The sequence below is a fragment of the Wolbachia endosymbiont (group B) of Schoenobius gigantella genome, from assembly GCF_964031005.1.
Taxonomy (GTDB): domain Bacteria; phylum Pseudomonadota; class Alphaproteobacteria; order Rickettsiales; family Anaplasmataceae; genus Wolbachia; species Wolbachia pipientis.
Map to the genome: position 1 here is coordinate 1,398,211 of NZ_OZ035002.1, position 19,431 is coordinate 1,417,641.

Below are 19,431 nucleotides of genomic sequence, written 5' to 3' on the forward strand. Positions count from 1 at the left end.
TATAATTAATCATTAATTAACTGGGTTTAAAATGAATGTTAAAAATTTTTTCACTAAAGTAACCGTTGTCCTTTTAGCTTGCTTGTTAATCTTCATGGGAATTGGCAACCTTTTATCAGGTGATGATGAAAAAGAAGAGGTAGCTAGGGTTGGAAAAGAAGTTATAACGTCAGATGAGTATAAGTCGCTATATCAAAATTATGGAAAACAAATTTCTGGATCTGATGCGAGTAGAGAACAAGTAAAAAAGCTGAAATATGATTTGCTTAACGCACTTATAGAGCAAAAACTATTGTTTAACCTAACTAGTGAGCTGGGGTTGACAGTTGGAGAAGAATCTATAAAAAACCATATTAAAAACACCAAATACTTTCAAAATGATAAAGGTGAATTTGACAAAAATAAATTCTATGAAACGCTAAATGACCTGCATATGACAGAGAAAGAGTATATAGCAAAGCTAGAGAAAGTCCTGCCTGCAATGATGTTCATGACTTCATTATTTAAAGATAATTATCCAGTAACTTTTGGCGAGAAAATTGATGAGCAGATATACAAAAGTCGCTACCAAACTAGAGTAGTTGATATTGTTAAAATAACTGAAGATGCAGTTACAAACATTCCTGAACCAGATGATCAAGCCTTACTTGATTTGTACGAAAGAAATAAATCCCATTTTTATTATCCTGAGTATCGAACTGCGCAATATATTTCCCTAGGCCAAAAGTATTTTGAAGATCAAATCAAGATCTCAGATGAAGAAGTTGATGGTATAATAGAACAACAAGAACTTAAAAATCAAAGAGATATATTCAATGCAATATTTTCTACCAAAGAAGAAGCTGAGACAGCAAGAAGAGCATTTGAGGAGGGTAAAACAAGCTTTGAACAGATAGTAGAAGAGTTTGGCAAAGCAAAACTTGAGGAAACTAGAGTAAATAATATAACTAAGGATTTTTTACCAGAAGACGTGAGAGAGAAGGTATTTGCTCTTAAAGTAGGTGAAGTAAGTGAAGTTTTAGCAAGCAGTTTTGGTTGGCACATAGTAAAAGTGGAAAGTGCGCATCAAATCTCTGATGAAGACTTAGTTGATTTAAAAAAAGACATAAAGTCAGTTCTAACTAACCAAAAGTCTTTTGAAAGAGTCAATGATTTCATAAACCAAGTGAACTATAAGATATACAATGGTTCAGAAATTGAAGAAATATTGAGTGAATATAATTTACCTATACAAACTATTGGTCCAGTAGATGCGAGTGGAAAAGATCAAAGCGGTAATAACGTAGGAGATTCTGGTGATTTGATTTCTTTCATTTTTTCGCGAGAAAAGGATCAGAAAGGTTATTTTAAGGGCGTTGGGGACGCCGTTGTTAGTGTAAAAATCGTCGATATCTTTCCACCCAAATTGCAAAGTTTTGAAGAAGGCAAGGCATTAGCGGTAGAGCTTTGGCGTAGTGAGTTTATAAAAGAAAGAATGTTTAAATTCGGGCAAGAGGTTGCAGTTCAACTAAGAGAAAAAACAGATTTGGAAGAAATTCAAGGTGTGGAATTAGTTAAAGGTCAGCAGATGCACCGCAATAAAGTGGATCAACAAAACTACCCCTTTTCTTTTGTAGAAGAGATTTTCAATATGAAAACAACTGGTTCAGTGACAGATCCTATTCAATACAATAATGAAATTATAATAGGTGTTCTAAAAGAAATGCATTCATCAAATGGCAAATTAAACACGCTTGACACCGGAAAACGTGTGATGATATCGCTAAAAGAGCAATTAATTAGCTATCTGGAATCAAAGTATAAAGTCGAAGTTAATCACGCTATACTTGATGATATATAATCAAAAATCTTATAAGCTGCTTCAAACGCATCCAGTGCCCAGACACACAACTGTACGAACATTGCGATTTGAGAGCAATCTTCACTAGAAAGGATGTCATCCCAGTGCCCAGACACTGGGATCCAGGAATTTTATTAAGTTGGTAAGCATAAAAGTAGCCGTTTTATGTTAAAATACAACGTTTTAATGATTAAAAAAAGGCTGGATTCCAGTGTCAAGCACTGGAATGACACCATTTGCTGTGCAATTTACCTTCAAAAATGAATGTTCGTATAGCTGTGCGCCCGGCACTGCCCTACATTATTGGTAATTATATTATAAGGTGCAAAAGCTGTATAATTCATTTGACTTAAAACGGCTCATTGTATAAAATTGTGGCTAATATATGAATAAAGGTTAACATGGCAGTTAAAATAAGGTTGGCGAGGTTTGGCGCAAAGAAACGCCCTTTTTATAGGATAGTTGTAGCTGATTCACGAGCACCAAGAGATGGGCGTTTTATTGAGAAAATAGGACAATATGATCCAATGTTACCAAAAGACAATAAAAATCGTGTTGTGGTGAAAGCTGATAGATTAAAACATTGGCTAAGTGTAGGCGCGCAGGCAACTGAAAGAGTACTGTGGTTTATCAAAAAAGGCATAGTAACTTTAGAAACAGAACCAAAGAAAACAGAAAAGAAGAAAGTAGAGAACGAGAAAGCACAAGGGCAAGAGGCATAAGTCTCTTAAAATGCTAAATACTGATTTAACAAACAGCGATAAATTAGACGATATTGTATCTTCTGATTTGTCAGCTATGAATGACTTTGTCTTCAAAAATGTCAATGATGAAGATGCTAAGCTTGCTACTGATATTATATCTCATCTTGTTAGGTCAGGTGGAAAAAAAATAAGGCCTAAACTAGTTTTTATTATATGTAAAATGCTAAACTATTCTGGGGAGAATAGGATCAACGTTGCTGCATCGGTAGAGTTTATACACAATGCTACTTTACTTCATGATGATGTGCTCGATGAAAGTGAGGCACGCCATGGAGTTAAAACAGCGAATAAGATTTGGGGAAATAAATCAAGCATTTTAGTTGGTGATCTATTGTTGACTCTAGCATTTAGATGGCTTATAGAGTGTGGAAATTTAAATATTCTCTCTATTTTATCTAAAGCATCGCATTTACTTGTGAAGGGTGAAATAAAGCAGATGACAGCACGCTTTGACCCCCACACAGTCAGGGAAAATTATTTTGATATCATTGGAGAAAAGACAGCATCTTTATTTTCTGCATGCTGTGAAGCTGCATCAACAGTATCTGGTGCAACAAATGACGAAACAGAGAGGCTAAAGAATTTTGGTTTTAATTTTGGTATGGCATTTCAAATAGTTGATGATATGCTCGATTATACTGCTAATCAAGGCACTTCTGGAAAGCAAGTCGGAAAAGACTTTTTCGAAGGTAAAGTCACCTTACCTGCTATTATAGCATACGAAAAGGGCAGTCCAGCAGAGCAAAAATTCTGGGAAAAATGCTTTTCTTCAGCTAGACACAATTTTGACCAAGCATTACACTATATTAATCACCATAATGCCATTCAGCTTTCTATGGAAAAAGCTAGACACTACATTAATATGGCACAAAATGATATTAGTACTTTTTCTGATTCTTTTTATAAAACTACTTTAATTAACTTTTTAAATGCGAGCATAGAAAGACGAATGTAGCTGGCGCTTGATATTTTCAGATTAATTGTTATATATTTATTAGATTCTTAAGGGTAATGATATGTCAGATAGCAGTAAGGAGAAAAAGAAGAAGTTTGCTGATATGGTAAGTAGGCAGAAAGGTGACGACCAACAAAGTGATAACCATAAGCAAACTGATGATTTAAATGAAGATCTCAATACATTAAAAGAACGTGCAGTTCAGCTTGAAGATCATTTACGCCGTGCTGTTGCAGATAATGAAAACGTCAAACGTATAATGCAAAAGCAAATTAGCGATGCAAGTGACTACGCAGTCACAAAACTTGCACGTGATATGATCGACTCGTGCGACAATTTAAAAAGAGTAATGGAAATTTTGAAAGACGGTGATCCTGTTCATGAGGGGATTAAAGTAGCTTATCAAAAAATTATAAATGATCTAAAAAAACATGGAATAGAGGAAGTAGACCCACTTGGTGAGCTTTTTGATAGTAATTTACACCAAGCTGTTGTGGAAAGAGAAGACAATGAAAAAGAGCCTGGCACCATTGTAGAGGTACTACAAACTGGTTATACTATCAAAAATAGGTTGCTCCGCCCTGCAATGGTTATTCTTTCTAAGAAATCTGCTGATTGTGGAAACGATTAGCATGAGGTAAATGTATAATGACAAGTATTGTCTTTTCAGGTATCCAGCCAAGTGGCGTACTACATTTAGGTAATTATCTTGGTGCAATCAAACAGTGGATAGACTTACAGGATAAATACAAATCTCTTTTTTGTATTGTCGACCTACATGCAATCACAGCAAATAAGCTTCCCGCAAGTGAATTAAAAAGTAATATTTTCAAAACAGCAGCAGCTTATATTGCATGTGGAATAGATCCAGAAAAGTCCATTATTTTTAATCAGTCCACAGTTAGTGGTCATGCAGAACTGGGCTGGCTGCTTGGGTGCTATACACCAATTGGTTGGCTTAATCGCATGACTCAATTTAAAGATAAAGCTGGCAGCGATAAACAAAAAGCCTCTCTTGGATTATATAGTTATCCAGTACTTATGGCTGCAGATATATTGTTGTATCAAACTAAATACGTTCCTGTTGGTGATGATCAAAAACAGCATTTGGAGCTTGCACGTGATATTGCATCAGCTTTTAACAATCATTATAAGCTGGATCATTTCATCGTACCTGAAATCTTAACTTTGGATTGCACATCAAGGATAATGAGCTTAAGAGATGGTACAAGCAAGATGAGTAAATCTGATCCTTCAGAACATTCGTGCATTAACCTTGATGATACGGATGACTTAATTGTCAAAAAAATAGAAAAAGCAAAAACAGATTCAATTCTAGGCTTTGCTACTTTAGAGTGCCGACCAGAAATAAGCAATTTGATAAACATTTATTCAGTGCTTAGTAATGTAAATGTGAAAAAAGTATGTGAAGAAGTGAACAAACATGACATGAAGCACTTCAAAAAAGAGTTAGCTGATTTAATTATCAGTGTTATATCACCCATACGTGAGAAAATGAATGATCTTTTAAAAGACCAATTCCATTTACATGAAATATTAAAAAAAGGCACAAAGAAAGCAGCAGAAATTGCAACCCATAATATAAAAGAAATCAAGGATATTATTGGATTTGCTCAATATCTGTAAGGTTCCAAAGTGTGATGGTGCGAACCGTCATACCGCCGCGGTATCTCAGCCGCTAACACGTAGCGGTATGACGGTTTTTCAAATTGTCGGTAAATCTAAGTCAGTTTAGCTATAGGCAGCAATTTTCTGTATTTATTTTAAGTTGAAGAAAGCTCAAATGAAAAATCGTGTTTTGCTAAAAATCACAGAATGCAGTCTGGTTACAAAATTCTCTAATGGTCTTAAATAAAACTTCCAGTGAATGATTGTCAGACATATTGTGCTCTGCTGATTTTATTAAGTGTACTTCAACATCGGTTGACTTAATTTTTTCAGCTAAATTCAATGAAGTTTGATAAGGAACATCTTTATCATTAATGCTATGCAGCAAGCGCACAGGACAGTTTATATCTATTGTCTTTTTGTTTAAAAGAAGGTTCTTTCTGCCATCTGCGATCAAATTTTTAGTTATTTTGTATGTACAATGCTCTGAAGTAAAATCTATTACACCTTTAGAATCTAGTTCTTCTTTTTGCTTGCCTGACAATTGCTTGAATATCAAATCTTCAGTAAAATCGGGAGCAGACGATATACCAATTAGTGCTGCAATTTTTTCTGGAAATTGAAGGGCAGTGAGCAACATCAGCCATCCTCCCATACTTGAACCTATAATTATTTGTTTATCGCTAGTTAATTCACTCATTACTTTAGCACAATTTTTTTGCCAATCACTTATCGTGTAATCAATAAAATTACCACTTGAATGACCGTGACCAAAATAATCAAATAGCACAAGTGCTACGTCATTTTCTTGGCAAAATTTGTAAATAGCAGTTGCTTTAGTTCCATCCATATTGGATGCAAATCCACCGAAAAAAACTACAGAAGCTTTCTTTCCTTGTAGCTTTCGATATGCTATGTGACCATTATTTCCATCAAACAATTTACAATAATCCATACTACTTTGGCAAAGCAACCGGGCTATCACTCAATTGATGCAAATAACTAACTAGATCTGCAATTTCTTGTGGATTGGAAATACCTGCAAATGCCATACGTGTACCTTTTATATAGGCTTTTGGGTTCTTTAAAAAGGCAAATAGCTCCTCATACCCCCATTTTCCACCTCTTTCAAGCACTGCTTTTGAGTAATTGAATGAGTTACCAAGATGGGCCTTTTTATTTCCAACTATGTTCCATAAGTTTGGTCCTACTTTATTCATTCCACCTTTCTCAAAACTATGGCAGGCTATACATTTTTTTGCTGCTGATTTACCTTTCTCAAAGCTAGCATTCTGCATGAGCGCTCCAATATCAAGCGCCACTTGCTCGATTTTTTGCTGGAACTCATTGCTGCCAGCAGCTACTATCGTTTGGTGTTCAATCTTATATTCTTCTGGACTGTAAAGCATATCAACTACATTACTAACTATCATAATGATTAGCCCAGAAAGTAAAATCGATGCTGCAATCTTATTAAGCTCCATAGTTAATTTTTATTAAGTAATGTTACTTAAATTATGCGAATATTTTCGCAAATAGCAACCAATTACCTTGAAGCTCGCTAAAGATGAGAGTCTCTATAGCTAACCCAAGAAAGGTTTTCCTACGTCCATACCGCCGCGAACCGTCATACCGCGATTCATTCGCGGTATCTCAGCCGCTAACAAGAGATCCCGCTAACAAGTAGCGGGATGACGAGGTTCACTGCCATTAAGTTAAGGAAAGAATGGTTAAAAACTGAACTAAAAAGTCAGAAATAATTAAGGATTTATGACAAATACTGAAACAGAATAGAGTAAACTTTAAAGCAGATAAACTCTGAAGTGTAAATTACTTAAGAAATAGTTTGTTTAGAAGTCATTTTACAGGAGCTATGGCAATAAGCTACCCAGTTATTATCAGAAGATATGAATACTACCTCTAGTCAAAATATGTGTTTTCTAACCCTTTTTTGGTAATTGAACGAACGAAGATAAGGTACCTTATGACGATCAACTTTCCTTCCCTTTCTTACCGCCAAAGTGTTCATCAAAAATAGCTTTGATAATTGATCCATAATGCAGTCAGTATCTGATTCCGTAGCAAAAATGTCGAAAGCCAAGTTTTTGATCGCGTTAAATGAGACAGATTTGTTAATGCTCCTCTTAAGCTTATCATCGGTTAAGTCCATATTCAACGCTTCTTCTACATCTTCTGTCATAACACTTTCTAGGTTGCTAATAAAGATAGCTGACCAAAAATCCTGTTTAACAGACTCAACACTTTTTCCTGTAAAATTTTCTAGACTTAGTCTTCCTTTGAGTTTTGCAAAAAATGTCTCAACTCCCCAGCGTAAAAAATATAACTCCTTAAATCCTCCAGTTTGAAACTTTTGTTCATCCATTAATGATGTAGCTAACACTTCAATTTCACCAGATGGCAGTACCACTTTGAAGCGTTATTCCACTATTTTCTTGTTTTATCTTACGCTGAGCACATATGGTAACCTCAACACTAGATGGGCTTTTTTCTTCAAACATAGCATTCACTTCATTAAAAGATGATCTGGGACATCGAATGACATAAGCAATTTTTCTTTTTGTAAGGCTAGAAAGAAATTTATAAGATAAATATACAAATCAGTAAGTCATTAGTATTTACAACTTTAAGCATTCCATCTGCTAAGTTAATTTCATGAGTGTTACCTCTATCTAACACTGACCTTATGGCAACATTATTTAGCACATCTTAACAAACCGCAAAGGTTGCACTTGCATAATCACCTAAATCTTTTGGTTTTTGGTTACGTATTTTTCTTGAGCCAAATTCATTTTTTATTTCAACGCTTGTTGGTAAAATGATTTTGGAGGCATCAAGAGCTAACACTCTAAAGCCAAAACAAGTTTTAAATTTTTGGTCTTGGTAGTACAAGGAAACCACACCTTCGTTAATTTCTGAAAATGCACTGTGTTTCATTTTTTTTCTTGCTTGACTAAAAGCACTAGCAGTAACGGTATAGTCTTTTTTCCTATATAAAATAAATTCGTTTAGTATTACTTGCAGCGACTTTACACTTTTTCTTAAAATTAAGATAAATATGTCAATAAAAGATAACTTCCTCTTTCTCATAAAATCTTTTGAAGATGATTTATGGGATTCTATAAATTCTAGACTTGCCAATTCATTTTGAATAAATTTTATTACTGCCTTTTTTACTCATACTACCTTTAAACTTATTGGTATACATCATTATCCCATAAAATCTATCTTTTTTCCTTAACTTAATGGCAGTGAGACGAGGTTATCGTCATGCCGCCACGAACCGTCATACCGCGATTCATTCGCGGTATCTCTTAGCCGCTAACAAGTAGCTGGATGACGATTGTCAGGGTGTAATCCCAGTGTCCCTATGATGTCATCCCAGTGCCCAGACACTGGGATCCAGGAAAGTTTGCTTGTAAGCAAGCAAACTAGCACAGAAAGTGGTTACAACATTTTCGATGAGATTATATGGAAAACTGGATCCCAGTGTCAAGCACTGGGATGACAAAAAAAGGAGCACTGGAATGGCACCATTTGTTATGTTTAACAAAGTTCGTACTTAGCTTCATGTTAGCCATAAATATTTAAGAAATTTACCAAATGGAAAAAAAGGCAAAAGAAGCCCCATGGTTAACTAGTTCTGACACTGGTTTCCATCCAAGACGGCAGTAGCCCCTTCGGTGTCATTCCAGTGTCAAGCACTGGAATGACAAAGGAGAGCAGTGTCAGCTACTTGGATGACACCTTTTTTCTACTTAGTGTGGGTTATACAAGAAGTCTATTGTATGGCTATTGCTGGTCGTATATTACTTATAGCTTATCTATTCAAATTGCAACTTTGTTTTTCATAATTAATTATTGACAGAAATTATTAATTGGGTTATTATTAAATTATCGTTAACAAGTGAGGCAAAGAAATGATGATATCCAATAATTCTTCATTGCTAAAAGATAGTCAGGAGCTTACTAAAACTAAGCAGACTATATGGAAACCTTTAATTGCTGTTTCATTATTATCTATATTTAGTTTCATATCTGGTCAATATCTTCCTTATGTTATTATAGCAGTTTCTGGTTCTGGTCCTATTGCAGCAGTTCCTTTAGCAATTTTTGCTGTTTCTACGGTTGTTGCACTTATTTCAGTGACATATCTTGTTAAACTGGCTATTTCTAGAGATGATAATAAGAAAGAAGTAGGTCTTAATGGACAGAAATTCGGCCATACTCCATCTCAAGAACCACAAAAATTTGTGTGTAAAAATTGTACTAATCTGGAGAATAAATCAAATGTACCTACTCCTCAATCACCTCCAGTAACGTTTGGAACACAACCAAATCCAAGTCCACCGCCGCCACCTCCTCCATTGCCACAAGATGCTGCACTACCACCTCCGCCTCCGCATTTTTTTACAGCTTCCAAGCGTACGGAGCAACCTAAGAATGATGCACCGAAGAAGGCTGGTGAACCTGAGAATAATAATCATTCTACTCTGTTTGAACAGATAAGAGGAGGTACTACGTTAAAAAGAGTGGGCAGCAACAAAATTTTACAAATGAATTGAAAGCAAAATTAGAAAGTAGTGGGGGCACTGACAAAAAAGAAACACCAGAAGAGTTTGCTGCAAGGATAGATAGGGAGCAAGCAGAGAGAAAGAAGTCGGATGATAATGATTCAGATTGGACAAAGAGACTTAAGGAGAGAGCAGCAGTCATGCAATTCTCAGATAGTGAAGAGGAGTCACCGGTACCGCCAAGTTCGTGTGTTGATTCACCACAAGTAAATAATGTTGACTCAGTGGATAATGAGGTGCAAGATTCACCTCCTCTTTCTGTTGAGGATCGCATAGCACAGTTTGGTGGAAAAGCGTTGCGATGCCAAAAGGAAAATGTTGTACAAGGACTATGATAACTATAAAATGGTCAGCCATGCACTTCCCTTCCTTTTCAAAATAAGTTTACCTACAGGTCTGATTGTATTAAGATTACTTAATACAATCAGATCTATTATATGCGCTTATCCAAATATTACCTGCCAACTCTAAAGGAAAAGCCTGCCCATGCTAAAATTATCTCCCATCAATATTCTTTGCGTGCAGGTTTAATAAAGCAGATAGCATCTGGCATCTATACGTGGTTACCACTTGGTCTCTTAGTGCTTAAGAATATTGAAGATATTATCAGAGATGAAATGAACAAATCCGGTGCTATTGAAGCATTAATGCCTTGTGTACAACCAGCAAGTCTTTGGCGAGAATCAGGGCGTTACGATGATTACGGTAAGGAAATGCTACGCATAAAGGATAGGCATGAGGAAGATATGCTTTTTGGTCCAACGCATGAGGAGATAGCAACTGATTTAATTAGAGATGTGGTAAAAAGTTACAAAGATTTGCCACTTTGTTTATACCAAATTCAATGGAAATTCCGTGATGAGGTAAGACCACGTTATGGTGTTATGAGGGGCAGGGAATTTTTGATGAAGGATGCATACAGTTTTGATGTAGATTACGAAGGTGCACTGAATTCATATAATTTGATGTACAAAACTTACATAAAAATCTTCAAACGCATGGGATTTACTCCAATTGGAGTTCGAGCTGATACGGGGCCAATTGGAGGAAATTTGAGCCACGAGTTTCATATATTGGCAAACACTGGTGAGAGCACTTTATATTATGACAATAAATTTTCTGAACTACTAGAGAGTGAAGATATTGAAAGTTTAAAGAGTATATACGCAGTTGCAGATGATATGCATGATCCTGAGACTTGCCCTATATCACAAGAGCAGTTAAATGTTAGTAAAGGTATTGAAATAGGGCATATTTTTTATTTTGGCGACAAATATTCAAAGCCTATGAAGGCAAGTGTTACTTCTCAAGATGGAAAAAATGTCAATATACATATGGGTTCGTATGGCATTGGGGTTTCAAGACTTGTTGGTGCGATAATAGAAGCTTTTCATGATGATAAGGGAATTATCTGGCCGGAGGAGGTAGCTCCTTTCAGAATTGGTTTAATCAATTTACAAACGAAAGTAACGGAGACTGCAGATAAAATATACAAAGCTTTGAAGAGCGATGAAGTGCTTTACGATGATACGGAAGGGAGTGTAGGAGTAAAATTTTCTAGAATGGATCTGATAGGCTTGCCGTGGCAAATAATTGTCGGAAAGAAAGCAGTAAGTGAAAATATAGTTGAAGTAAAAAATAGAGCAACTGGAGAGGTAAAGGAAATGCAGATTGAGGAAGCAATAAATCACTTTAGCGCAAAATGATACACGGTATCGGCACTGACATAGTATATATACCAAGAATATTGAGAATATTACAAAAATACGGGGAAAAATTTCTCAATAGAATCTACACTGAAAAGGAAATAGAGCTAAGTAGAAAGTATAATAGTCAAGAAATGCGAGCAAGGTATTTTGCTAAACGCTTTGCAGCAAAAGAAGCTTTTGTTAAAGCACGAGGTAGTGGTCAGGGTATTACAATGAAAGATATAGAAATATACAATGATGTAAGAGGCAAGCCATATCTTACCGTTAGCAAGGATTTTATCTCCAAAATTCATCTTTCTTTAAGTGACGATGGAGATTACGCTACTGCATTTGTTGTAATTTGCGTCTATAGCTCACACAGATAAAGTTTACTCTTTTGTCATCTTATGGCTTACTGTATGAACATTCATTTTTAAAGGTAAACTGCACAGCAAATGGTCAGTGCTTGACACTGTCCTCCTTTGTCATCCCAGTGCCCAGACACTGGTTTTCTGCAATCTCATCGAAAACGTTTTTCTATGCTAGTTTGCTTGCTCACAAGCAAACTTTCCTGGATCCAAGTAGTCAGGGCACTGGGATGACATCTTTGTTGTGTTTAACAAAAACAAATGTTCGTACAGTTGTGGAATGAATCGCAGTATAGCTATAGCATACACAAACGACTAGTTTGCCAAAAAAACATAGCGGTTTTTCTATGATTTTAGTATAATTCTAGCTTTACCTAAACAAAAAGATGAATTATTTAATGGACTGTGTTTTAACGTCTCTTTCCTTACCATTTTCAATTACTGAGAATTATTTATTAATTACTGCGTTGATTCCACTTTTAAGTGCGTTAGTTATTTTTTTTACTGGTAAATGGCCCGGAGTGAACAATAGTATTACTGTCACTTCTTCTGTACTTCTGTTTACGTATACGTGTCTGTGCACTTTATATTGGGTATATGGTGATCATTCTCAATTTATTCTCATGGATTTTGGTAATAATTTGCACATTAGTTTAAAGCTAGAGTCTACCGGAGTAATATTCAGTTTATTAATATCGTTTTTATGGGTGCTGACCAGTATATATGCAATATGTTATATGCAGAATAACTATGCTGATAGCAATCACTCAAGTTTTCTATGCTTTTTTTCAATATCGATTGGCTGTGCAATGTTTATTACTTTTTCTGGAGACTTGCTCACTACATTTGTCTTTTATGAGCTTCTAACTATTAGTACATACCCTCTGGTTACTTACAACTCAACAAATGAATCAATGATTGCAGGACGCTATTACTTTGGCGTGCTATTTTTCTCTTCTTTGGTATTATTTTTTCCTGCAATAGGCCTTTTATATCATGAATTTCATACTTTAGACTTTGTAAGCGGTGGAATATTCAAATTTGATACTTCACTCATCACTTTCATTGCAGTGTGTTTTGCTATGCTGATTTACGGAATAGGAAAAGCTGCATTAATGCCAATGCATTTTTGGTTACCAAAAGCAATGGTTGCACCAACTCCTGTGAGTGCACTACTGCACGCTGTTGCTGTTGTGAAATCCGGAGTTTTCATCATCATAAAAGTTATATTATACACTTTCGGCGTCGATAATATGCAACGTTTTGTGCAGCAAAATTGGTTTGCTGGAGGGTGGCTTCCGTACGCTGCTGGATTTACTATTATTACTGCATCATTGATTGCACTAAAGCAAAAAGAATTAAAGAAATTGCTTGCTTACTCTACCATCTCTCAATTGTCGTATATTATATTATTCGCTTCAATTTTTAGTGATCTCAGCATGAGGGTTGCAATTTTTCAATTAGTTTGCCACGCATTTGCAAAAATCACTTTGTTTTTCGTTGCCGGAGCAATAATAACGAGAGCAGGTGAGAAATATATAGATAAGATTTACGGTATAGGACGCAGTATGCCAATTAGCATGACAGCATTTGCTATAGGTGCATTGTCTATGATAGGGGTGCCGCCTGCTCCGACTTTTTGGGGTAAATTTCTCATTTTTCAAGCTGTTTTCAACTCTGGCAATGTAATACTTTCTGTGTTTGTAACTCTAGTGTTAATTGTTAGTACTATACTCAACGCTCTGTACTTTTTACCGATAATTTACAACGCCTTTTTCTTAAAACCTTCTCAGAATTACTTTATTAAAAAAACACCAATTCTTCTAGTTTTACCTCCAGTTATTACTGCTATGTGCACTTTGGTTATTTTTTTTAGCTACCAAGTAATATTTTAAAATCTGTATTTATAACCATTAACAATAAATTTAAATGGTATTATACCAGCCAGAGTTGCTTTTATATTCGACAAAGTGAAGCTAATCTCCACAGTATCCTCCTTATTTTGCTCGGTTGTAAAAACTACAGTAGCATTTCCAGCAAATGTAACTAAGTCCTTGGTCGATCGATCAATAGATAATGTTATTACATTTATGTTGGCGATTTTTCTTTTAGATAAAGACAAATTACCAGCTTCATTATTCGTTTTTTCCTGAAAGCCTTGATAGATTTTATGTATAGAATTGTTTCTTATAAAATTTTCTTGGTACTTCGGTTCAACGATCTTAATGGACTCGTATATTTCAATGTATTTACTTATTAAGTACCTCGCTGTGGAAGTGTATTCATCTTCCTTTTTACTGAAACTAAGCTTATGCATTGCAGAGAACTCATCTTCTGTGTGGTTCATATACTTCACAAAATTTAAATCTTTTTTAATAGGAAATAACAGGTATATGTTTAATGTTAATAAACATAAGCATACTAGGAGAAGCGATACTATTAATGCCATCCAAGATCTTTCTGCTACACAAAACAGATACCTATGGCAGTACCATTCGACTGCTTTACTGAAATAACTTTTGTTTTTTACTGATTCAAGCAATTTATCTTCCATAACACAATACTACCAGACCTAATCGGATCATTATAATAACAATAAGCTTAGATACTCTAAAAAAAACTTTAAAATATGTCTAAATTTTCCCAAATAGGATGAATGATTATATCACCTTGTTCTGCAATGAGGTAGAATTTATCGATTTTGCTCACATCTATATTTATCATTTTTACACTGAAATTTTCAGGATCATAAGTATTACTTTCTACACTTTTGTGATAATTATAATAATGTAATTTATTTTGATCATCAAAATAACCAAATTCATCAGCAAAGGTTCCCACTTTTCTACCTTTACCACTTTTGACTAGCTCAAATAGATCAATTACATGGTTTTGGGATCCAGGCTCAATAGGCCCTTCTGCAGCAAAAAATTTAGGTGCATGACCAATGTATTCCTTAAATTTTAGATTATGAGTCTTTTTTACACTACCAAAATCCACAAATTTATATTCATCTGAAATACCAGAATATTGTGGATCATACTTTTTATATTCAAAAAACTCATTACCTAAAAAATTACAAAACGTTAATTTATAATTATCATGATCGGATTTTACGACTTTAAGGTAATGAAAATCTCCAGGAATCTTTACTTCCTCTTCCGTAATATGATTACGTACAACAAGCTCACCATTTAGCATATGATAGCCAATTTTTGGCAAAGTAGCTATATTGATTGTCTTGTTTAGCTTAAAATTTGCTTCATAAATGCCACTTAACAACTCCTTTCCTTTTTCTAGGGTTATGTCTTGATCTGAAGCTATATTCTTAATTAAGCTTAATTTTTTCTGCATGTTCAATATGGCTTTCGTCAAAACTTCTATTGATTGCCATACAGTTAATTTATTATCAGTCAAATTATATACTTCGAGTATTAAATTAACAGAATTTTATCATGAATTTATGTTAAAAGTATTATACTTTGTAAACTTATGTCATGATATTAACTACATTAGCTAAAACATGCTTTTTATCTAAGTGGAGTTGCTTTGCGGCAACGAAAAGTTCATCTATTTTTTTCCACTGACTTAGCAGAATTTCAACACCATTTACCTCTCTCTTTATGCTTTCTAAAATGAAGGCCTGAATTATATATGATGCTAGTTCTAGTTCGATTTCGCTATTAATTACTTTATTAATCATATTGGGATTCTTTAAATCATGAAGAAATTTATAAAAGCATTTGTATGCTTCATAAGCATCACTACTTATTGTATTTATTATCATTCCTGGCATTCCAGGAAATAAAGTAATCATTTCGTCAAACGTTTGATTATCAAATTTACATTGAGATGAAGCAACTTGCTTTGTTTCATCATAAGTTAATGGGAGTAAATTTAGCTGAAAGCACCTACACCGGATAGTGGTTTGTATATCATATGGCTTATGGCTAATTATAAATATCTTAGAATTTTTTGGCGGCTCTTCTAATATTTTCAATATTGCGTTTTTAGCGTTATTAGTCATTGCCTCTAAGCTATCTATTATAGCTATTTTGTGTTCTGATTGAATGGGACTTAAGTGTAGAAAGTTTTTCATTTCTCTGACTTTTTCTATTCCGATAGTATCACCTTCAACAATGTGTAAGTCCAATGCTACTTCATTATAGTTTTTTATGAGTAACCAATTGGAGAAGGATTTTGCAAGTGTTGCTTTTCCTATACCTTTTTTACCACAGATCAGCCAAGACTGAACAGATAAGTTGTTCATTATTTTTTTTTTGGCTTGGTTGTGGCCTATTACTTTTTTCATTCTTTCTCCTATAGATTTTAGTTTGAAAATGCGTTGCTTACTGTTTGTAATGAAATTGCACCTTCCCTTAAAACCTTAATCTTATCTTCGGTTAAGTCAATAATAGTAGATTCTATACCAGAAACTAGTTCGTCATCTTCAATCACTACAGATAAATGTTGCTTAATGGATTGTGGTATATCGTTTGCCTTACATACACTTTCTTTTCCTGAAATATTTGTACTAGTTGCAACTATTGGAACTTTCAGTTTGTTTAGTATTGAAATTGCAATAGGATGCTCAGGAATTCTGATACCTATACTATCTTTAAAGAATTCGTTTGGCAATATGTTGTTGTTTTTAAGTGGTAAAATATAGGTAATTGGTCCAGGAGAAAAGTGGTTTATTAAATCAATATATCTTTCCTTTACCTTTGCTATTTTTGTCAAATTGTAAATATCACTAACAAATATAGACAGTGGTTTATTTTGAGAGCGTTTCTTTATCTGATATATTTTTCCTATAGATTCATTATCTAGTGCATTACAAGCAAGAGCATACACTGTTTCTGTTGGAAAACACACTAATAAATTGTTCTGTATTGCATTTATTATTTTAGATACCATATAGCTAAAAACTTATTCATAACAACTAGATCAGTTTTGTTGCACTGTATCTTATATAGTAACTGCTAGTTTTTGTAAACGTAATGCAACGCAGCTTACCATTTGTTATGCAGATTTGCTACAACCCAAACTCTTCATTGACTTTATCAATTATTGCCTGTGGTGGATCCTCTCCCCATCCTGAATACAAAATCTCTCCATAGTCTGCAACATCTATAGAGCCAGTTCTGCTTTTTGCTAGAAACATTTCTCTTTTCTCTTTATCAACTAATACATAATGCCACGCTGATTTTCCACGATCTTTACCACGGACTAAGTATATAAGATCTGACCTACTTCTTTTTGTTGCATCAGCAAAAGATCTTTCATTGACAGTTCTGCTTTTACTTTTTATGCCGCCACTTTCAGAAAAAGCTTCCTTGGATTCGGTTTTTTTGCCTGCTAATTCAGAAATTTTTCCTTTTTCCCCTAATGCCCGTTCTTTGGTATTTTGAGACGAATACTTACTGGAAAAACCTTCCCCTGTACCGCCAGGAGTCCTGTTTGTGAAACGCTTAGTAAATGAATTATTGTCGTTGTTTTCTGCCATAAAAATCTCCAAACTTTAGATTGTAGAATCCAAACTTTTACTACACTTTATCATATGTTAATTAAATTAATATAAATGAAAAATAATATAGTAATTATTACAGGAATTACGGCCTCAGGTAAATCAGAATTATGCGATAACCTGAGAGAAAAATATGGAAATATTAGTATAATAAATTGTGATTCAAAGCAGGTATACAAAGAAATTCCCATAATTACTGCTCAACCACTAAAGCAAGAAGAATTTTATAAATTATATGGTTATGTTTCAGCAAAAGAAAATTATTCCGTGGGTCTATGGTTAGAGGATTTAGAAAAAGAAGTTAATCACGCATTAGAAAATGCTCAAATACCTATCATCACTGGAGGAAGCGGGCTTTACATCAGCAGTTTCATCAAAGGCTTATCATCAATGCCACAAATAAGTCAGGAAGTGAGAAAAAACGTAAGTGAGCTCAGGAAAAATTTAAGTAAAGAGGAGTTCTATAAATTAGTATTAAGCAAAGACTCAAAAGTTCAAGATAAAATCTGTATTAATGACTCGCACCGTCTTTCAAGAGCACTTGAAGTTATCACTGAAACTGGTAAGACAATCTTTGTATGGCAAGAAAATAGACAGCCTCCTTTATTCGATAATTTTAAGATATATACAATTTTGCCTAAACGTGAGGATGTATACCAAAAAATAAATTCTCGTTTTATCAAAATGATCGAAAATGGAGCAATTGATGAAGTAAAAAAGCTACTTAGTATGAACTTAGCTCCAAATTTGCCAGCTATGAAAGCACATGGAGTGCCAGAAATTGTAAAGTATTTGAAAGGTGAGATTACTTTAGACGAAGCGATACAGATTGCTCAAACAAACACAAGACACTACGCAAAACGCCAGTACACTTGGTTTAAAAACCAGTTCCCAAGTTCTGAAGTCATTGATTGTGCAAATGAGCTAACAGCGCTTGAAATATTTTAATTGTTAGTTTCCAGGTGTATTTCCATACTCATTGCTATGAATGGGCGGTTCCATATTTTCCAGATGGCTGTTCACTTTTGGTGGCTTATCCAAGCCATGCTCTATTTTTATTTTAAAAAATCCAAGCCTCTCGCAAAATTTCTGAAAACACTCTTTTATAACGTCAAACAAGTTTTTATCACCTATATTATAGTCCTTCAGTCTCTTAGGAACAGTAAGTGACAATTTACCATCTTCATATGTTACATTTTTATCACCTTGAGACTTAAGTGTGAATTCTAGCGAGCTATCCAATTTACATAATTCTTCTTCCAGTTCTGCAAAAGTGCGAACTGCAATTTTTTCTTCAATTCTGATTGCCGCATGACTTGGATCACTACAATTAATATGTGTTACATGATTAGACTGAAACAATAACCCATATGTTTCAGCTAAATGAAGGATAGGTCCTCCTTTACCATACAATGCACCCACATAAGCAGCCTGGTTACAATTAGTGATTAGTTCTTCTAGAATAGAATCATTTGGAACTTCTGCTTCAGCATATTCAAATAGCTCTGTAAAAACTTGTTTTACAAATTGGCGGTACTTATTTTTGTCATTTGAAATGAGGTTGGTATGTTTATTATATAATTCATCAACAAGCTCTTTTGTTATAACTTTGTTCTGAATAACAAGTTTCATTCTTGGAAGATCTACGTACATAGTTGCACCAGAATTCGCTTCAGCATTATCTTTACCAGCCCTCAACCTGCTAAAACCAAACTTTTCTGCTTGAGCTCTTAGTGTAACTATTGGATTTTCCTTTTCTTTTGGTGTAGAGCCGTTCATCATTAATACCTTGATATAGACTGCTAATGGTATAATAATACATAAAAATGATTAATAAGTTAATAAAATACCTACTATAAGCCCTATGATAGCAAATATAGTTAGGGGTAACTTAGGCTTACCGACGATTTTAAAAACAACAAATTCGTCATTCCGTTACGTGTTAGCGGCTGAGATACCGCGAATGAATCGCGGTATAACGTTAGAGAGCTGTGCTAGCTATAGTGCATACCTGACCATAAGGTGACAAGATTTTAAAAAGGCTCTATAACAGTTTTACACATGTATG

21 protein-coding genes and 2 pseudogenes are annotated in these 19,431 nt (G+C 34.5%); 13 read left to right on the top strand and 10 right to left on the bottom strand.

The window, feature by feature from the left end:
- Positions 1-31: 31 nt before the first annotated feature.
- The 5 genes from ACQH2O_RS06540 to trpS all read left to right on the top strand — a co-directional run bounded on the left by ACQH2O_RS06540 (position 32) and on the right by trpS (position 5,206).
- Entirely contained in the window at positions 32-1,840 is a 1,809-nt protein-coding gene (locus tag ACQH2O_RS06540) for a peptidylprolyl isomerase (protein ID WP_095742751.1), read from the top strand.
- A gap of 401 nt (positions 1,841-2,241) precedes the next feature.
- Positions 2,242-2,562: a 30S ribosomal protein S16 gene (gene rpsP / locus ACQH2O_RS06545; protein ID WP_006279266.1), complete on the top strand. Its 321-nt coding sequence runs from the start codon at positions 2,242-2,244 to the stop codon at positions 2,560-2,562.
- A gap of 10 nt (positions 2,563-2,572) precedes the next feature.
- A complete protein-coding gene (locus ACQH2O_RS06550) occupies positions 2,573-3,559 on the top strand; it encodes a polyprenyl synthetase family protein (protein WP_010962840.1) in 987 nt (328 codons plus the stop codon).
- Positions 3,560-3,620: 61 nt separating this feature from the next.
- Positions 3,621-4,190: a nucleotide exchange factor GrpE gene (locus ACQH2O_RS06555; protein ID WP_182282656.1), complete on the top strand. Its 570-nt coding sequence runs from the start codon at positions 3,621-3,623 to the stop codon at positions 4,188-4,190.
- A 17-nt stretch (positions 4,191-4,207) separates the two neighbouring features.
- Positions 4,208-5,206: a tryptophan--tRNA ligase gene (gene trpS, locus ACQH2O_RS06560; protein WP_070356910.1), complete on the top strand. Its 999-nt coding sequence runs from the start codon at positions 4,208-4,210 to the stop codon at positions 5,204-5,206.
- A gap of 175 nt (positions 5,207-5,381) precedes the next feature.
- On the opposite strand, the gene ACQH2O_RS06565 is transcribed toward trpS, so the two are convergent.
- The 4 genes and pseudogenes from ACQH2O_RS06565 to ACQH2O_RS06580 all read right to left on the bottom strand — a co-directional run.
- The gene (locus tag ACQH2O_RS06565) at positions 5,382-6,143 is read right to left on the bottom strand and encodes an alpha/beta hydrolase (RefSeq protein ID WP_010082470.1); all 762 of its coding nucleotides are present in this window, start codon (positions 6,141-6,143) and stop codon (positions 5,382-5,384) included.
- Between the two features lies 1 nt (position 6,144).
- The gene (locus tag ACQH2O_RS06570; protein ID WP_010082469.1) at positions 6,145-6,672 is read right to left on the bottom strand and encodes a c-type cytochrome; all 528 of its coding nucleotides are present in this window, start codon (positions 6,670-6,672) and stop codon (positions 6,145-6,147) included.
- Positions 6,673-7,112: 440 nt separating this feature from the next.
- Positions 7,113-7,619 (bottom strand): annotated as a pseudogene (locus tag ACQH2O_RS06575) (transposase); the annotation flags it as partial.
- 51 nt (positions 7,620-7,670) lie between these two features.
- Positions 7,671-8,368, bottom strand: a pseudogene (locus tag ACQH2O_RS06580) (IS4-like element ISWpi18 family transposase); the annotation flags it as partial.
- Positions 8,369-8,549: 181 nt separating this feature from the next.
- Between ACQH2O_RS06580 and ACQH2O_RS06585 the strand changes: the two are divergent.
- The 7 genes from ACQH2O_RS06585 to ACQH2O_RS06615 all read left to right on the top strand — a co-directional run bounded on the left by ACQH2O_RS06585 (position 8,550) and on the right by ACQH2O_RS06615 (position 13,731).
- Positions 8,550-8,714, top strand: a complete 165-nt coding sequence (locus tag ACQH2O_RS06585) for a hypothetical protein (RefSeq protein ID WP_162829040.1) — start codon at positions 8,550-8,552, stop codon at positions 8,712-8,714.
- 412 nt (positions 8,715-9,126) lie between these two features.
- On the top strand, positions 9,127-9,771 hold the full coding sequence (locus ACQH2O_RS06590) for a hypothetical protein (RefSeq protein WP_010962848.1): 645 nt from the start codon (positions 9,127-9,129) through the stop codon (positions 9,769-9,771).
- Complete coding sequence (locus ACQH2O_RS06595) at positions 9,768-10,115, top strand: hypothetical protein (protein ID WP_010962849.1); 348 nt, start codon at positions 9,768-9,770, stop codon at positions 10,113-10,115. The genes ACQH2O_RS06590 and ACQH2O_RS06595 overlap by 4 nt, the downstream gene beginning before the upstream one ends.
- A gap of 102 nt (positions 10,116-10,217) precedes the next feature.
- Positions 10,218-11,486, top strand: coding sequence for a proline--tRNA ligase (gene proS / locus ACQH2O_RS06600; protein ID WP_425385162.1), 1,269 nt, complete (start codon positions 10,218-10,220; stop codon positions 11,484-11,486).
- Positions 11,483-11,854 carry a holo-[acyl-carrier-protein] synthase gene (locus tag ACQH2O_RS06605; RefSeq protein ID WP_010082456.1) on the top strand — a complete coding sequence of 124 codons (372 nt, stop codon included), beginning with the start codon at positions 11,483-11,485 and terminating at the stop codon, positions 11,852-11,854. The genes proS and ACQH2O_RS06605 overlap by 4 nt, the downstream gene beginning before the upstream one ends.
- 11 nt (positions 11,855-11,865) lie before the next feature.
- Positions 11,866-12,120 (top strand): hypothetical protein, encoded by a 255-nt coding sequence (locus tag ACQH2O_RS06610; protein WP_010962852.1) that lies wholly within the window; start codon positions 11,866-11,868, stop codon positions 12,118-12,120.
- Between the two features lie 114 nt (positions 12,121-12,234).
- Positions 12,235-13,731: a proton-conducting transporter membrane subunit gene (locus ACQH2O_RS06615; RefSeq protein WP_425385394.1), complete on the top strand. Its 1,497-nt coding sequence runs from the start codon at positions 12,235-12,237 to the stop codon at positions 13,729-13,731.
- On the opposite strand, the gene ACQH2O_RS06620 is transcribed toward ACQH2O_RS06615, so the two are convergent.
- The 5 genes from ACQH2O_RS06620 to ACQH2O_RS06640 all read right to left on the bottom strand — a co-directional run bounded on the left by ACQH2O_RS06620 (position 13,728) and on the right by ACQH2O_RS06640 (position 17,342).
- A complete protein-coding gene (locus ACQH2O_RS06620) occupies positions 13,728-14,390 on the bottom strand; it encodes a hypothetical protein (protein ID WP_010082435.1) in 663 nt (220 codons plus the stop codon). The two genes, ACQH2O_RS06615 and ACQH2O_RS06620, sit on opposite strands and share 4 nt — an antisense overlap.
- A 68-nt stretch (positions 14,391-14,458) precedes the next feature.
- Entirely contained in the window at positions 14,459-15,253 is a 795-nt protein-coding gene (locus tag ACQH2O_RS06625; RefSeq protein ID WP_022626354.1) for a hypothetical protein, read from the bottom strand.
- Positions 15,254-15,326: 73 nt separating this feature from the next.
- Positions 15,327-16,148 (bottom strand): AAA family ATPase, encoded by an 822-nt coding sequence (locus ACQH2O_RS06630; protein ID WP_038199127.1) that lies wholly within the window; start codon positions 16,146-16,148, stop codon positions 15,327-15,329.
- Between the two features lie 17 nt (positions 16,149-16,165).
- Positions 16,166-16,753 carry an L-threonylcarbamoyladenylate synthase gene (locus ACQH2O_RS06635; RefSeq protein WP_425385163.1) on the bottom strand — a complete coding sequence of 196 codons (588 nt, stop codon included), beginning with the start codon at positions 16,751-16,753 and terminating at the stop codon, positions 16,166-16,168.
- Between the two features lie 118 nt (positions 16,754-16,871).
- Positions 16,872-17,342 carry a hypothetical protein gene (locus ACQH2O_RS06640; RefSeq protein ID WP_010082479.1) on the bottom strand — a complete coding sequence of 157 codons (471 nt, stop codon included), beginning with the start codon at positions 17,340-17,342 and terminating at the stop codon, positions 16,872-16,874.
- Between the two features lie 75 nt (positions 17,343-17,417).
- Here ACQH2O_RS06640 and miaA point away from each other — a divergent pair, with 75 nt between their 5' ends.
- On the top strand, positions 17,418-18,311 hold the full coding sequence (gene miaA, locus ACQH2O_RS06645; protein WP_010082478.1) for a tRNA (adenosine(37)-N6)-dimethylallyltransferase MiaA: 894 nt from the start codon (positions 17,418-17,420) through the stop codon (positions 18,309-18,311).
- A 3-nt stretch (positions 18,312-18,314) separates the two neighbouring features.
- Here miaA and ACQH2O_RS06650 read toward each other — a convergent pair whose 3' ends face one another.
- Positions 18,315-19,142, bottom strand: coding sequence for a hypothetical protein (locus ACQH2O_RS06650; protein WP_038199131.1), 828 nt, complete (start codon positions 19,140-19,142; stop codon positions 18,315-18,317).
- Positions 19,143-19,431: the final 289 nt, after the last annotated feature.

Excerpts from the sequence above, each read along its gene's own strand:
- ACQH2O_RS06590 (WP_010962848.1), top strand. The coding sequence starts at position 9,127 with ATGATGATATCCAATAATTCTTCATTGCTAAAAGATAGTCAGGAGCTT.
- ACQH2O_RS06615 (WP_425385394.1), top strand. The coding sequence starts at position 12,235 with ATGGACTGTGTTTTAACGTCTCTTTCCTTACCATTTTCAATTACTGAG.
- ACQH2O_RS06540 (WP_095742751.1), top strand. The coding sequence starts at position 32 with ATGAATGTTAAAAATTTTTTCACTAAAGTAACCGTTGTCCTTTTAGCT.
- ACQH2O_RS06630 (WP_038199127.1), bottom strand. The coding sequence starts at position 16,148 with ATGAAAAAAGTAATAGGCCACAACCAAGCCAAAAAAAAAATAATGAAC.
- miaA (WP_010082478.1), top strand. The coding sequence starts at position 17,418 with ATGAAAAATAATATAGTAATTATTACAGGAATTACGGCCTCAGGTAAA.
- ACQH2O_RS06650 (WP_038199131.1), bottom strand. The coding sequence starts at position 19,142 with ATGAACGGCTCTACACCAAAAGAAAAGGAAAATCCAATAGTTACACTA.
- ACQH2O_RS06620 (WP_010082435.1), bottom strand. The coding sequence starts at position 14,390 with ATGGAAGATAAATTGCTTGAATCAGTAAAAAACAAAAGTTATTTCAGT.
- ACQH2O_RS06605 (WP_010082456.1), top strand. The coding sequence starts at position 11,483 with ATGATACACGGTATCGGCACTGACATAGTATATATACCAAGAATATTG.
- ACQH2O_RS06570 (WP_010082469.1), bottom strand. The coding sequence starts at position 6,672 with ATGGAGCTTAATAAGATTGCAGCATCGATTTTACTTTCTGGGCTAATC.
- ACQH2O_RS06635 (WP_425385163.1), bottom strand. The coding sequence starts at position 16,753 with ATGGTATCTAAAATAATAAATGCAATACAGAACAATTTATTAGTGTGT.
- trpS (WP_070356910.1), top strand. The coding sequence starts at position 4,208 with ATGACAAGTATTGTCTTTTCAGGTATCCAGCCAAGTGGCGTACTACAT.
- ACQH2O_RS06565 (WP_010082470.1), bottom strand. The coding sequence starts at position 6,143 with ATGGATTATTGTAAATTGTTTGATGGAAATAATGGTCACATAGCATAT.
- ACQH2O_RS06550 (WP_010962840.1), top strand. The coding sequence starts at position 2,573 with ATGCTAAATACTGATTTAACAAACAGCGATAAATTAGACGATATTGTA.
- proS (WP_425385162.1), top strand. The coding sequence starts at position 10,218 with ATGCGCTTATCCAAATATTACCTGCCAACTCTAAAGGAAAAGCCTGCC.
- ACQH2O_RS06640 (WP_010082479.1), bottom strand. The coding sequence starts at position 17,342 with ATGGCAGAAAACAACGACAATAATTCATTTACTAAGCGTTTCACAAAC.
- rpsP (WP_006279266.1), top strand. The coding sequence starts at position 2,242 with ATGGCAGTTAAAATAAGGTTGGCGAGGTTTGGCGCAAAGAAACGCCCT.
- ACQH2O_RS06555 (WP_182282656.1), top strand. The coding sequence starts at position 3,621 with ATGTCAGATAGCAGTAAGGAGAAAAAGAAGAAGTTTGCTGATATGGTA.